At 37.7% G+C, this 14,459-nt stretch carries 13 protein-coding genes; 9 read left to right on the top strand and 4 right to left on the bottom strand.

Annotated features, from left to right (window positions below):
• Nucleotides 1-677: 677 nt before the first annotated feature.
• Nucleotides 678-1,217 carry an IS5 family transposase gene (locus tag PPO43_RS01040; protein ID WP_272619932.1) on the bottom strand — a complete coding sequence of 180 codons (540 nt, stop codon included), beginning with the start codon at nucleotides 1,215-1,217 and terminating at the stop codon, nucleotides 678-680.
• On the bottom strand, nucleotides 1,160-1,516 hold the full coding sequence (locus PPO43_RS01035) for a transposase (RefSeq protein WP_442985430.1): 357 nt from the start codon (nucleotides 1,514-1,516) through the stop codon (nucleotides 1,160-1,162). Before PPO43_RS01035 ends, PPO43_RS01040 begins: the two co-directional genes overlap by 58 nt.
• A 335-nt stretch (nucleotides 1,517-1,851) precedes the next feature.
• Between PPO43_RS01035 and cas10 the strand changes: the two genes are divergently transcribed.
• The 9 genes from cas10 to PPO43_RS00990 all read left to right on the top strand — a co-directional run bounded on the left by cas10 (nucleotide 1,852) and on the right by PPO43_RS00990 (nucleotide 13,161).
• Entirely contained in the window at nucleotides 1,852-4,584 is a 2,733-nt protein-coding gene (gene cas10, locus PPO43_RS01030; protein WP_272619931.1) for a type III-A CRISPR-associated protein Cas10/Csm1, read from the top strand.
• A gap of 9 nt (nucleotides 4,585-4,593) precedes the next feature.
• A complete protein-coding gene (gene csm2 / locus PPO43_RS01025; protein ID WP_272619930.1) occupies nucleotides 4,594-5,067 on the top strand; it encodes a type III-A CRISPR-associated protein Csm2 in 474 nt (157 codons plus the stop codon).
• 44 nt (nucleotides 5,068-5,111) lie between these two features.
• Nucleotides 5,112-5,861 carry a type III-A CRISPR-associated RAMP protein Csm3 gene (gene csm3 / locus PPO43_RS01020; protein WP_272619929.1) on the top strand — a complete coding sequence of 250 codons (750 nt, stop codon included), beginning with the start codon at nucleotides 5,112-5,114 and terminating at the stop codon, nucleotides 5,859-5,861.
• Nucleotides 5,862-5,910: 49 nt separating this feature from the next.
• On the top strand, nucleotides 5,911-7,011 hold the full coding sequence (csm4, locus tag PPO43_RS01015; RefSeq protein ID WP_272619928.1) for a type III-A CRISPR-associated RAMP protein Csm4: 1,101 nt from the start codon (nucleotides 5,911-5,913) through the stop codon (nucleotides 7,009-7,011).
• Nucleotides 7,011-8,231: a type III-A CRISPR-associated RAMP protein Csm5 gene (csm5, locus tag PPO43_RS01010; RefSeq protein WP_272619927.1), complete on the top strand. Its 1,221-nt coding sequence runs from the start codon at nucleotides 7,011-7,013 to the stop codon at nucleotides 8,229-8,231. Before csm4 ends, csm5 begins: the two co-directional genes overlap by 1 nt.
• 41 nt (nucleotides 8,232-8,272) lie before the next feature.
• Nucleotides 8,273-10,906 (top strand): AAA family ATPase, encoded by a 2,634-nt coding sequence (locus PPO43_RS01005; RefSeq protein ID WP_272619926.1) that lies wholly within the window; start codon nucleotides 8,273-8,275, stop codon nucleotides 10,904-10,906.
• Nucleotides 10,903-11,364, top strand: a complete 462-nt coding sequence (locus tag PPO43_RS01000; protein WP_272619925.1) for a hypothetical protein — start codon at nucleotides 10,903-10,905, stop codon at nucleotides 11,362-11,364. The genes PPO43_RS01005 and PPO43_RS01000 overlap by 4 nt, the downstream gene beginning before the upstream one ends.
• Nucleotides 11,365-11,972: 608 nt before the next feature.
• Nucleotides 11,973-12,563 (top strand): YdeI/OmpD-associated family protein, encoded by a 591-nt coding sequence (locus PPO43_RS00995; protein WP_272619924.1) that lies wholly within the window; start codon nucleotides 11,973-11,975, stop codon nucleotides 12,561-12,563.
• 82 nt (nucleotides 12,564-12,645) lie between these two features.
• Entirely contained in the window at nucleotides 12,646-13,161 is a 516-nt protein-coding gene (locus PPO43_RS00990; protein ID WP_272619923.1) for a DUF3124 domain-containing protein, read from the top strand.
• A 65-nt stretch (nucleotides 13,162-13,226) separates the two neighbouring features.
• Here the strand turns inward: PPO43_RS00990 and PPO43_RS00985 are convergent, their stop codons facing one another.
• Together PPO43_RS00985 and rimM are read right to left on the bottom strand one after the other, a co-directional pair.
• Nucleotides 13,227-13,832, bottom strand: coding sequence for a thioredoxin family protein (locus PPO43_RS00985; RefSeq protein WP_272619922.1), 606 nt, complete (start codon nucleotides 13,830-13,832; stop codon nucleotides 13,227-13,229).
• A gap of 11 nt (nucleotides 13,833-13,843) precedes the next feature.
• Nucleotides 13,844-14,359 carry a ribosome maturation factor RimM gene (rimM, locus tag PPO43_RS00980; protein WP_272619921.1) on the bottom strand — a complete coding sequence of 172 codons (516 nt, stop codon included), beginning with the start codon at nucleotides 14,357-14,359 and terminating at the stop codon, nucleotides 13,844-13,846.
• Nucleotides 14,360-14,459 lie beyond the last annotated feature (100 nt).

Genomic DNA, 14,459 nt, shown 5'->3' with positions numbered 1-14,459 from the left:
TTTTTAAAATAAAAAGAGGCCCTCTTTAGCGAGCTGACAAAAAAACTTAGCCTAGGAGTTTGTTCTTAGGCAGGCAATGATTTTTAGTCCATTTTTTATGGGCCGATGGTTTTAACCTTCGGCTCATTTTTTTTGATGTAGAATAGCTTTCTTTTTTGCTGTGGGTTTTTAATCTATGGGGCTAGAAATAGTAGGAAAAAACAATACCCTCAAAAGGCCGGAGAAAAAAGCCCCAAGAAAAAAAATGGATGAGCGGCAAAGGCCAAATAAAAGCCCTGTCACTTCTATCCTTTGATTTAATTTCCAGCTATTCATCGTTATTTTTCCCCTCCATAACTAGCTTAAAATTTTTATCAAAGGCTGGCCGAAGGGCAGAGCCGAGTGACCCGACCAACGGGAGCCGACGCAGCGAAGCAAGTAACAGCGAGCTGCGAAACGACAACAAGCCCTTTAGGGCGCAGTTCGACGACCAAAGGGAGTAACCGCCGACGAGCGTAGCGAGGCCTATAAAAAAACAGAAAAAATAAAATATTCTAGATAGGCTGGACAGCTAGTTCCTTTTTTGTGAAAAAGAAAGGCAAAACTTGCTTTTTTTATTTTTGAAAGCTAATTTGGGAGAACCTAAAGACAAAACAAATAAATCGTGGTGGAGAGGGCCTTGTTGCATAAATCGTAATTTACTGATTAGCAGCAATTTCCAACTTGGTAGCATTAAGCTCATTTAAAATTTGAATACGCATCAGGACTTCTTGCTTCTGCATTTTAAAGCTGAGCGAAGAGAGCCGTTCAGAGAAAAAGTGCTTGAGTCGCATCATTGCAGTTTCGCTTAAATTTCGACGATGATAGCCTAAATCTTGTTTCCAAGCAGTAGCTCCCAACTCCCAGATATATAAAATATCATCATTGCGATAACTGTCAACCAGCTCTCCATCTTTTCCTTTTTTTAGGCGAGCATTTTTACGTGGGGGAATAAACGGTACCGCTCCAGCCTTACAAATTGCTTCCCGACATTTTATTTGGTCATAGGCGCCATCTGCATAAACTTGGCGGATATTCAAGGATTTCATTTTTTTCATCATTTTGGGGAGTTGAGAAGCATCGGTTTTTCGCTCTGTGGTAATCTCTACAGATAATATTTCTCCTGTTTTATCATCCACTGCTAAATGTACTTTAATCCAGCTAGAGCGCTGCTTTTCCAAGTATTTTTTCTTAACCATTCTCCCTGTCCTTTTGTTTTTAGTCCTGTACTATCTATTGCTACCGATCTTTCTTTAGCCCTCTTTTTAGACTTAATATTCAGCTTTAGTTGCTTGATTCTACGATATATTTGAGTAAAAGATATGGGTTTAGTATCCAAATTATATTTGTAAATAACGCATTTTAGAATGCCTTCTAATTGTCGATATCCAAAAGAAAAAAGCACTTTTAAACGGAATAAATAGCGAATAAATTCATCAGAAATTGTTTTAGGTCTGCCGCGTTTTGAAGGCTTAGCTATGAGGTTTTTGCTTGCCAAAGGTGGGAACCAAACATTAAAAAGAAACTTACCTTGGGCCGTATAAAATCTGTTGGTTAGTGCGTAATTCTGTATGTTTTTTTTAGATTTGTCATGGGACAGCTCGAGGTTTTATTGTTCGTCGAAAAAACTTAAATCTACGGGGCTTGTCCCTTTTTTTATGCCTAATTCGCAAGGTTTTTTGTAATTAACTGGTTTTTAATTTGTTAGATTTATGCAACAAGGCCGGTGGAGAGCCTATATTAAAAATAAAGACTTATAGACCTACAGCAATTTTAAATGGATTGCTGTAGGTCTCTTTTGTTTATATACTAGAAAAAATAATGGAGCATCAAATGAGCAAAGAGCAGGCATATAAGTTATATATAGCAGCGCTTTTAGAAGATATTCCAGGAATGGAAGCGAAACGGGCTGAATATGTAGAAGGACAGGAGGAACTTTATCAGCAATTTTTAGCTAGAGCGAGTAAACTGGCTGCTGCTGGAGCAGATGTTCATGCAAAGCATGAAGTTTTGATGTCTCCAATGGAAGGCTTGAAAAATCCAGAGAAAAAAAGAGCTTATGGTATTTTTCCTTCTGTACAAGAATTAGATGAAAAGGGTTTTCCTTTGAAAAAGTCGGAAATAAAAGATGCAGAAGTGGCAAAAGCGGAATTATGGAAGGCCTTTAAAAGGGATGTGAATGAGCTGCCTACTACTGGGCTTAAGGACTTGAAAAGGTATAGCATAAAACTGCATACCTTATTAGAGCACTATGCTTCTCGCTTGCCTTCAGTGAGTCAGGCTCATGCTGATGTTTCTTTTTTTGACTTCAATCGTTTGCGTGCTGCTGTTGTGTATAGCCTTTGTCAATTGGAGCAAGAAGAAAAACGGGAGGAAAAAGCCTTTGCATTAGTTCGAGCGGATATTTCAGGTATCCAAAATTATATTTATGGAATAGCTAGTAAGAATGCCTCTAAAAACCTAAAAGGTCGCAGTTTTTATATTCAGCTGTTGGGGGATGTTGTTTTGCAGCTACTGATGAAGGAACTAGAACTTGTAGATGGGCAGGTAATTTATGCTTCTGGAGGAAACTTCTTTCTTTTGCTCCCACATACAAAAAAGTTGCAAGCTACCTTAGATCTTGAAGGAGAGGGAAGTTTTATTCAACGTTTGCAAAAAGCTTTATTTAAGCAGTATGCTGAAAAACTATCTGTGATAATGGCTTATCAGCCAGTAGTGGAATCCGATTTGAACCAGTCAAAACCGGAAGGCTTAACTCAGGCTATAGAAACGCTTTTTCAAGAAAAAATTGGTCGAGCAAAAAAGCGGCAACTTGCTTTTCATATAAAAAATACGGCTCATTTTTTTGATCCAATAGAGGAAGAGATCTCTGCTCAACGGCATGATGCCATGACTGGGGATATGATTTCAGCGAATGAGCGGAAGATTTGGTTTTGGGATACAACAGAAGATAAAACTGAAACTATAGAGCCCAATTATTTTATAGCGGCAAAACAAAAACTTGAGAGCAAATTAGAGACCTTTGAGGCCAAGGGCGTTAGTTTCTTGTCTGAAGATAGCGCCATGCAAATTATTGCGGGCCGAAGACTACGAGAAGCTAAGTATTTAGTTTTTTCTGTGGATGAAAAAATAGAGGAGTTGGATGAAGTTTTATTTGCAAAGAAAACAGCTGGAGGAATAGCTAAGTATTCTCCTCGCGAGTCTTCTGCACATCTTCAGCCTTTGCGCCATGCTAGAGAATACGGTTTAGCTGTGGTAGATGTATTCATTACAATGGGAGATGAGCTTTGGAAAAAATTAGACAGAAATAAGGTGCAAACTATTTGGGCCTTGAAAAAAGTAGATGAAAAAAGTAGTTCATCTATCGGGAAAGCACTTAAAACAGTAGATTTTATTACCGTTTATGGGGGGAATTCCATTGCAAAAATGGAGGATGAATCTATTCGGCCAAAAACTTTTGAAGAATTAGCGAGCAACCTATCTCCAGAGCAACAGAAAGAGCAACTTAAGAATAGAGAAAAATTAGAGGAAGGTTTGTTTACCCGCTTAGGCGTTTTGCGTATGGATGTAGATGGTTTGGGCGCAACCTTTCAAGAACATATTCCCTATATCGACTCTAAGAATAAATTGGTACGGCCCCATTTAAGTTTGGCTTATTATAGTGCTGTTTCACATCAATTAGATTGGTTTTTTAAGGGCTGGTTGAATCGCATTTGGGAAGATGAAAAAACAGTTGAAGAGCCGGAGAATAAAATCAGTGAGTACAGTCAAATTATTTATGCTGGTGGTGATGATCTCTTTATTGTGGGGCGTTGGAACATCTTAATAAAGATGGCCATGGAAATTAAGGAAGATTTTGAACGCTTTGGTTGCTCATTGACAGAAAAAGATCGCTTGACTTTATCTGGAGGACTGGCTATTGTGCGAGAAAAGTTTCCCATTTTAAAGGCTGCTGAAATTGCTGGGAAATTAGAAGAGCAGGCTAAAAAACATAAGTTTGAGGAAGATGGGAAGGAAGCTCTTCGAAAGAAAAATAGTATTGCATTTTTAGACCATGCTTTGCATTGGGATACAGAGTTTAAGTTGGTACATCATCTCTTTAATGATTTAAAGAAGGTCAAGGAAGATAAGCTGGCTAAACAAAGAGGGGGACTACCTAGAAGTATCTTAGGCCGGATTCAGAGCTACTATAAAATGATGAAGGGATATAATGTAGAAAAAAACTCTCCTCGTTGGATATGGATGGCTGCCTATGATTTAGGCCGTTTGAGTAAAAGTTTATTTCAGAATTATGAAAAGTTGCTCAGAGAAAGCTATGGAGATCAAATTGTGTCTTCTGGACTAGATATAGTAGACTATCAAGAGGAACTTTTGGAATCTAAAAAAGCACTAGAAAAAATTAAGGCAGGAATCTTTACGAATAGATATACTGGAGTAAATAGAGATGATAGTTTTGAGCATAAGTCTCATTATCATTTTCTAGAGTTATTGAATATTGCTGCTCGTTGGGCAGAGTTTGAAACTCGAGCAAAGGATGCAAAAAAATTGAAAAGAACCAATAAATAAATATTTGTTATGGATGATTTTAAGGCAGATTTTAAGCCGGAATGGATCAAGGTTAAACTAAATAGTTTGGGGATTAAATATGCACAAAAACTAGGTGCTGCTTTAGCTAAAAATTATATGACAACCTCTCAAATTCGGAATGTGTACTCTGAAGTGAAACGTATTCAGGCCACAATGAAGGGAATTTCTTTAACAGAGTCTACTACTGAAGAACATAAATTAAAGGTTGATCTAAAAATGGATAAGGCATATAGGTCTTTTCTATTACTCAGCCCTAAGGTGGCTTATGCGGCTCGACGAGGAGGCGGAAGAGGAATTGAACTTTTTCAGAAGGAGTTTGACAAAATGTATACAGCAGTAGCTGAGTGTGGGGAGCATAATGGAGAGCTTAAAGGGAAATTGTTTAAAGATGCATTTTGGCGTTTTTGCGATTTGTTTGAAGCTGTTTTGGCATTTCATAAAGCAAGTGGAGGAAGAGATTAAGCTTTCTAAGCTAAAATTGTGGATCACTTTTAATACAAATAATCATGACATATAAAATTAAAGAAAAGCAGATTTTAAAAGGTAGCATTATTTTGCTAACAGGATTACATATTGGAGGGACGAATAATAGCCTTTCTATTGGAGGGGTTGACAATTCAGTTGTTCGCCACCCAGTTAACAATCAGCCTTATATTCCAGGAAGCTCATTAAAGGGGAAGTTGCGTTCTTTACTCGAATTAGCGATGGGACAAATTGGAACAAAGCGAATGGGAAAGGTGGAAAATGGACCATCCGAAAATTCTGCAGATATTTCAGTAAAGCTATTTGGAAATGCAAATGGTGAAAGGAGTCAAATTCCTTCCCGTGTATTAGTTCGGGATGCTTACTTGGATGAAGATTCTATTGATGAGCTTGACCAAACTGAAGCTTTATTTGCTGAAATTAAAACAGAGGTAGTGATTGACCGGATCACTTCTGCGGCTATGCCAAGACAACTAGAACGAGTTCCTGCTGGAGCCAAGTTCAATTTTGAAATGGTGCTTAATATTCATGAAGGAGATGAAATTAGTAGTGTACATGAACACGAACTACTTTCTAACCTATTTGCTGCCATGGCTTTATTGCAAGATGATTATTTAGGAGGGCATGGTTCAAGAGGAAGTGGCCAGATTAAAATTCAGCTGCAGAGTATTACTAAGCGATCAGTAAAATTTTACTTGGGAGAAGAAGGAGAGCCTGTAAACCAACTTACTGCCTTTAAGAGTAAATATGCTGTACTTAAGCAGTTAGTCTAGTCTTAGCATTTTAGTTTAATATTCTTTCAACTGATAGATCACTACTTCTATGTACTACCGATTTTATTTGAAAAATTTTAAGGGCGGTTTACACCTTTCTAGAGGAATTCCCAATCGCTATGACCGTTCAGAAAAAGATTTAAGTTCTGATCGCATACAGTCTGCGCTCTTTGCTGCTGCACTACAACTTTTTGATGAGTTGGCTGATCCTGCGACAGGTCTGGCTTTTATGAATAGTTTTCGTCTAAGCTCAGCCTTTCCTTTTTGGGAGGATAAAAAGGAGGGAACTAAAATTAGGCTTTATCCTAAACCAGCTTCTTTTCCCTATGAGTTGCCCTTCAAGCTAGATGAATTAAAGGACTCATTAGGGCTTACAGAAAAAGAACTGAAGAAAATAAGCTTTTTGGAAGAAGGCTGCTTTTTTGCTTTGTTAAAAGGTGAAAACTTAAATGATTTAGCATTAACTGCTGATTATAAGCTATTATACTCTAAGTCTAAATGTACTTTGGCAGTATGGGAAAAGTTAGAGGAATTAAAGGCAGAGAATAAAGGCCTTAAAGTTCAGAAAACGGATATCGTAGATCATGTGCATTTAGAGCAGGGAGTTCAGGCTACTCCTTACAGCATGGATAAGATCTTTTTTGAGGAAGAAGCGGGGCTATTTTTTATTTTACAAACAGAAAATGAAGACAGTTTGAAAAAGGTGAAAGCTGCTTTTCGTTTGTTAGCGGATCAAGGAATTGGTACTGACAGAAGCACAGGGCATGGTCACTTTGAAGCAGAGATAGAGGCGCAAAGAATGAATATTAAAAAATCAGAAAAGAAAAGTCAACATTATATTAGCTTGGGTACTTATTCTCCCTCAAAAGAAGAGCTAAATCAAATTGAGTTAAAGGATAGTTATTATCAGCTAGGTAAATTAAGAGGCTATATCTCTATAGTAACGGATTGCGAAGCAGAAAATAATGCTTCGGGTTTTCGGAAAGCAGGATTATATGTTTTTGAAACAGCTGCTTGTTTGCAAACTGAGTTTGAACCTCAGGGACAAGTACATAATTTAAATCCTAAAGAAACAAAGGTTTTTCATCCTGTTTGGCGAGCGACCAATCCTATTATGCTACCTATTTTTTTATCAAAAACAGAAGCCTAATGAACAATGATCGCTATCAAGCCGCAAAGAATAAGGTTTATGAATTGCAAATTCGCTGTTTAAGTCCACTACATATTGGCAACGGCCAGTTTTTGAAACCTCCTTTTGATTATATACATTTTCCTCAAGAGCAAAAATTAGGGCTGGTTGATTTGAATAAGTTAGCGGAGGCGCTAGGTATTTATCGTCTTGCCGAGGTAAATGATTTGGTCAATGTTATTGATCAAGGGGCAGGTGCTTTAAGCCAGTTCTTAAAGCAACGAGATGTTTTTAATTCGAGCCGTATTTGTAGCCGACAAATTGATTTGCCCGATAATATTCGGGATTTAGATTATCGGCCATCGAGAAATGAGTTAAAAGAACAGTTGCATTTGCTTCATTTTGGTCAGCTTTTTCCGGCATTACCGGGATCGTCTTTAAAAGGAAGCCTACGTACAGCGCTTTTTGCGACAGCTATTCTTAATGAAGAGGTAGATCTTTTTAATAATGGAGGTCTGCTTAAGAATCGTCGTGGACGAATGTCTGACCGCCAACTTCAAGAAAAGATATTTGGCAAAGATCCTAACAATGATCTCTTGAGACTTTTACAAGTAGGAGATGCAATGTTTAAAACGAATACGACAGTCATTAAAAGTCGAATTATCAACTTATATCGAGATAAATGGGGCGAAAAGTTTCGTCAGTCTTCATTTTGGGAGGTAGTACCTACAGCTTCAAGAGCCCGTGTGGAAATTCGCATTCCCAGTTCTTTGGTCAAGGCAATTCAAAACATGCGGACTCCTATTATGAAGGCCTCTAAAATAAGGTTGCTACAAGATCATCAGGCCTTATGTCTACTGATCAATAAACATACATTGCGCTTGGTTCAGAATGAATTGGACTTTTGGGATGCGGAGGGAAATCCTCTTCCTATTGGCGACTATATGCCAGCATTAGAAAAAATAGAACAAACGCTTTTAGATTTAATTGATCAACAAGCCAGCAGTTGTATTCTTAGAGTGGGAGCTGGCGCAGGTTGGGAAAGTATGACAGGCGGCTGGGCGGCAGCTTATACCAAAAATGATGAAGAGGTGCTTTCTCAAAGAGATTGGTTAGCTGTTAAGCGGAATTCTCGTAGAGGTCGATATCCTGATGAATTACTCTTCCCTAAAACTAGAAAATTAAATGAAAATGGAATTCCTACAGGCTTTTTAGAGCTCAATTGGGAATTGAAAAGATAAATACCACAATCCTAATTACTTTTAATTAGATTCAAAGACCTATGGCTTATCAACTGCAAAAATTAAAACTCAAAAACTTTAGACTCTATAAAGAAGCTGAATTTGACTTTAAAAAACTGAACCTACTGATTGGAGGAAATAGCTCGGGTAAAAGCACTGTTTCTAAGGCTTTGCTTTTATTAGAAAATAGTTTGAATCGACATCAGTGGAGTAAACTTGCTTTTGGTGAAGGGGTTGATGGTTTGGGAGGCTTTGAATCTGTTCGTAATCGAGACTGTGACAAAGATTGTAGTATTGGGTTTGAAATCTTATTGAAAAATATAGATATAGAAAAAGAGCCTGACCCAGAACAGGCTATAAAAGCTATTCAATTAAAACTTAGCTATGAAAAAAATCAACGAGAAGCTGCTTTTGCTGATGGGAAGGTTGGAGTGCTCAATGAGTTTTTTTTGGCCGTTAGTCGAAATGATGAAAATTTTGATATTCTTCTTCAGGGCCAAAAAAATGTAAGTCCAGAAAAGTCAGAACTTTATGTTAACTACAAATTCATATTGAATGAAATACTAAGCTTACCTGATTTTAAAATAGCGTTATTCCTTTATAAGATATGGGATCAGTTATCTCTAGAGGCAAGAAATAATATTATAGAGCGGCAACAAATAGAATTAGAAGATAAGTACCTCTCCTTAATCCCTAAAATTTCAGCTGAAATAATAGCTGAAGATGGAAGAATTGAAGACTACACGAAAAGAGCGGGGGGTAACCTTATCGAGCTGGCAGAGAATATTGAAAAACTTAGAGAAAAAGCTAAGCAACTAGATCAGGAGCTTGAAGAGCTAATAGGAAGAATTCAGGAAAAAGAACAAAAGGCTTTAGCCGAACTTGAAGAAGTAAATGAATTTGAGCTAGAGAAAACAGAAATAAATCAGCTGATTAGAGTAATAGAAACAGAAATAGAAAACCTACCAATCGAAGATGAAGCCACTTTTCTGAAACTACGGAAAAGGCTAGATGAGTTAAAAGAAGAAAAGGACGATTTAGATAAAAAGAAGGAACAAGAAGAAAATTCGATACAACATGAAGCTATTAGAGAATTAACTGTAGAAGATAGGGCTGAATGTGATAGAAGAGAGATTGAATATAAGGCAGTCGAAAAAGAGCTTTTCTTAGAAAAAAGTAGAATGACTGAGGCTATTCATAATTTTATCAAGGTAGAAAAAATACGAACAACGGAATCTAGTCTTCGGTCCGATATACATAATTTTGTTATAACAAAAATCAAGAAGCATTTAAAAGAAAATGTTAAGCAGTTAGGCGTTCCAGACTTGGAAGAGTCTATTGGTGATCGCCTTGAAACTAAAACATATTGGACAGAACAGATTGACAAAATAATATCGGGAGAAATTTATTTGTCAGAACTTTTATTTGAAAAGTATGAGGGGCCTGTTAGAAATCTTTCCAAAGCAAGTTTAGATGAGTTAAAGACAGAGGAAGTATTCAATAGCGAGCTTTTACTCAACGATATATTGTTGAGTGAAGACCTTGCAGTAGATGAAAATGCTAAGACAGATTTATATTTAAACTTAGAAACTAAAGGAATTCAAGTCATTAACTCTTTTTATCAAGAATTTAATCTTAGCTATATCTCTTCGCGAAGAGGTTACCAACAATATATATATAGGGCAGATGAATCAGAAAACTATCATATCAACCAAGCATTAGCTCAATTGCTACAGATTCAGAATAAATTGTCCTCGGGTAGAAATAGGGAAACGAAAGATAAAAATAAATCGTCTTCTGGTAGAAATAATAAGGAAAATGAAAAAAATGAATTTATCCAAAAGTGGGCAAAAAACTTTGGCCTAACAAGGGATGAAGAACAATTTTTTGTAGCACCTATTCAAGAGAAAAATGTTCGAGCCTTAATTGGCAACCCCGCAAAACCAGAAGAAGCCCTCAACTTAGCCGATAGAGGTTTTGGGCATACTCAATTGGTTCCCCTTATAATACAGACCGCTATTTATGCTTTTTCTGAAAAAAAAGGAATGCTGATCATCGAAGAGCCTGGAATTCATTTACATCCTGACCTTCAAGCCAAATTAGTGGACTTTATGGTTGATGCTATCAAACATGGAGTACAATTTTTAGTGGAGACACATTCAGAGTATTTTATACATAAGCTGCGGGTAATGGTCATTGATGACAGTGAAACAAAGGCACTACTGAATCATAAAGATGTAATTATTCATAGTATTGATCAGGGAAAAACAGACTCTATACGTGTTTTTAAGGATGGAGGTTTAGAAAAGGAGCTTCCTGAAAGTTTCTATAACCAATCTACATATTTACTGAAAGAATTAGAGAAGAAAAAAGAACTGAGTGCATGGATAAGAGCTATGAATAAGATTGGTGGTATTGATAAGCCCACTTTATTTGTAGAGGGGCCTACAGATCAACAAGTGTTAAAAGCTGTATTTAAAAAGTTAGGGTATGATGATGAATGTATAAATGTTATAGATTCAAAAGGTTCTTCTAAGGTGCTAAATCAGCTATTACAGTGGGAATACTCTACTAGAAAGAGCAAAGCGGTCGGGTTAATTGATTATGAGGAAGAAACTATTAAGCAAAAAAAATATATGAGAAAAAAAAGCCAAAGCGTAATAATTATAAGGTGAAGCTTATTTACATAAAAGAATATTCTTCTTCAGAGTCTATTGTTTCTACAATAAAGAAAATTACACCACAGTGCTCAATTGCATTAGAAGAGTTTTATCCTCTAGACGTTTGGATGTTTATAATAGGCAAAGGTTTAGTAGAATATAATGAAGATGCTGAGTGGGGATTTGAGAAATGCTTTGATGGTAATGGATATAATATTAAGACTATAGATAAAACCATAGAGTTCTGTAAAACAACAAAAAAAGATTTTGTAGAAGAGCAACTGGGGAATTTAAATTGGACAGATATAAAAGCAGCTAAGATTATATATACAGCAAAAGTAAGTGATGAGGGAAAAGAAGAAGCGGCTAAGTTTTATGTGAAAAATATAGATAAAGAGGGATTTATAGATGCATTTAAACCTCTATGCGAACATATTGCAAAAGAGTTAGGGCTCAAACCAAAACCGCAGTAGGCTACGGCTTTTTTGAAGAATAAAAAAGGGCCTTTTTAAATAACCCCTTTCAAATACCCACGGCAGAAAAATCATCCAGATTTTTCTGCCGTTTTTTTGTCCTAAAAATGAATGCCTGAATAAAAAAGAGGCCCTCTTTAGCGAGCTGACAAAAAAACTTAGCCTAGGAGTTTGTTCTTAGGCAGGCAATGATTTTTAGTCCATTTTTTATGGGCCGATGGTTTTAACCTTCGGCTCATTTTTTTTGATGTAGAATAGCTTTCTTTTTTGCTGTGGGTTTTTAATCTATGGGGCTAGAAATAGTAGGAAAAAACAATACCCTCAAAAGGCCGGAGAAAAAAGCCCCAAGAAAAAAAATGGATGAGCGGCTGAGGGATGGAAAGTGGTGCGGCGCAGCCGCAGACCAAGCAAAAAACTTGTTTTTTTGCGCAGGGCCGAGCGACCCGACCAACGGGAGCCGACGCAGCGAAGCAAGTAATAGCGAGCCACGACATAGCCCGACCCAAGGCCGTAGGCCGCAGGGGCAGCCCAAAAAAAGAAAATCCTAGAGACTCCATTAGTCTATTTTCTATATATTAGGAGCAAGCTATAAAAAAAAGCTGATAAGAATGCCCAATAAAAATCAAGAGACATTTTACCCGAAAAGCCGTAGTGATTGGCGAAAATGGTTAGAAGAAAATCATGATAGTCAAGAATCTGTATGGCTAATCTTTTATAAAAAAAAGACGGGCATCGACTCCATCAGTTGGACTGATGCTGTTGAGGAAGCACTTTGTTTTGGTTGGATAGATAGCAAGAAACAAAGCATCGATGCCGCTAGTTATCAGCAATTTTTTTCTAGACGAAAACCCAATAGTACCTGGTCTAAAGTTAATAAAGACAAAGTTATCTATTTGATAGCGCAAAATTTAATGAAAGAGGCTGGCCTAGCTTGTATAGAAATCGCCAAGCAAAATGGATCTTGGACCCTATTAGACAGTGCAGAGCAATTGCTTATACCAGAAGACCTAGAAAAAGAATTTGGACAGCAGCCCCATTCAAAAGCCTATTTTTTAAGCTTGAGTAAATCTAAGCGAAAGCATATACTAAGCTGGATTGCTCTTGCCAAACGAGCAGAAACTAGAGCAAAAAGAATTGGAGAAATAGCTGAAGAGGCCAGTAAACAGCAACTGCCCAAGCAGTTTTTGGGAAAGAGCTAATTAGTCAAGGGGTGAAATAGATACATATAAGCCTAAATAAAGAAGAAAAATGAAAAAGTAGTATCTTCCCAAAAAAAGCGCTATGAAATGGATTCCTTTATTTTTTTTGCTAGTTATTTTATCGGCTTGCCAGCCCGTTTTGCCTGAAACAGCTTCTGATGTAAAGCGGCCCATTTGGGAAGAGCAAACGGCGGCTCAACAATTATTGGAGCCTATAAAAGGGGAGGAGAAAAAGAGTTATCTTTCTGTTTATCCCGCTGTTTTTTCACTGCATGAAGGGCGTCAGCATCAATTGACGGTTACGTTGAGTTTGCGCAATCGCTCGCCCAAAGATAGTTTGTATATTTCTCAGCTCCATTATTATAATGGAGAGGGCGAATTATTGCGGAAATATTTAGAGCAACCCATTTTTTTGCGCCCTTTGCAAACACTTTCTTTAGTTTTGAATGAAAAAGATAAAGAAGGCGGTACTGGCGCTAGTTTTATCATAAAATGGGCGCAGGAAGCTGGGCCAAAACCAATTTTTGAAGCCATTATGATTTCTACTTCAGGCCAACAAGGGTTGTCTTTTCGGACCCAAGCCGAGCAAATTGATTAAAAATACAAAGAGCGCAAAAACAATTCGTTTTTGCGCTCTTTGTTAAAAGCAGGGGCGAAAAGGGTTTAGACTAGATTGCTCAACCAATCGAGAAGTTCTTTCTGCAAACTTTGCGTTTTATCTTTGGCATACCAAAGTTGCATTTCTTTGGCAAAGTCTTCATAAGGCGGTTTTTCTTCCAAAGCCTTATAATCGCGAACTTTTTGTTGGGCGGCTTCGGGCCGCGGGCCCCAATTTCCCAAAACATCTAGGGTGTCGGCATCAATTAAGAGAACTTTGGGAATGGCAATGCCGCCTTCCGTTTTATAATCCTCCATCAAATCCAAATGCTCGTCGCGCCAAAGCGTTTTCATTTGCCAATTGGGCTGTTCTCGCACCAATTTATAAATGGGCGGCAAATTTTGGGCAGCATCTCCGCACCAAGCTTCAGTTAAGACCAAAAAGAGCAATTTTTTCTGACTATTTTTAGCCAATTCAATTAATTCGGGCCAAATTGTTGTCGTTTTTTCCAAACGTTTCATGCGCTGCACATTCATTTTGGTAAAGTGCAGATAAAATTCAGAATGATTATCGCCCGAAGTTTTATTTTGCGTCAAAGCGGCTTCAATCCAAGGCAAATAATCAGAATATTTTTTTGCAGCGCTTATTTTTTTGGCCAAATCGTAAGCCATGAGTCATTGTTTTAAAGGTCCAATAATCCTTCTGGAAGTTGCATGATAATTTGCTTTTCCGCTTCCAAAATTTCTACAATCAGATCCTCGTGAAGGGGGATAAGCACCTCTTTTTCTTCAATATTTAAGATGGCCATTTCTTGCTGAGGCAGTTCTAAAAGGTCGATAATTTCGCCCAAATCACCCAAATCCTCATCAATGAGATGAAACCCAATCAAAAAGTCGAAAGCGAGGCCCGAAATCGGAGCAGCACCTTCCAAAAGGTCTTTTTCTCTGAGGTAAAGCGTTTTTCGGCTCCATTGTTCAGCCTGATTGCGATCATCAATGCCCTCTAACTTGATAATCCAAGTTTTTCCAGCTTCCAATTCCTCCAAAAAGAAAGGAATTTTTTGGCCTTGATGCTCAATAAAAACAGCCGCAGCGGCCTCTAAACTAGGGACATAGCCCTCTTCTAGCTGCGCTTTGATGGCGCCTTTAATATGGTGTGGTTTGAGCGTTTTGCCCAATTCTACAAATCCTGCTGACATTTTTGATTTTAAGGATATTTAACAACAAGGGTGTTTTTTTGGGGCTTCCCCTGCGGCCTTCGGCCTTGGGTCGGGCTGTGTCGTGGCTCGCTGTTCGCTC

The sequence above is a fragment of the Saprospira sp. CCB-QB6 genome (assembly GCF_028464065.1).
In the GTDB taxonomy this organism is placed as follows: Bacteria; Bacteroidota; Bacteroidia; order Chitinophagales; family Saprospiraceae; genus Saprospira.
This window is presented reverse-complemented; position numbering and strand designations above follow the sequence as displayed.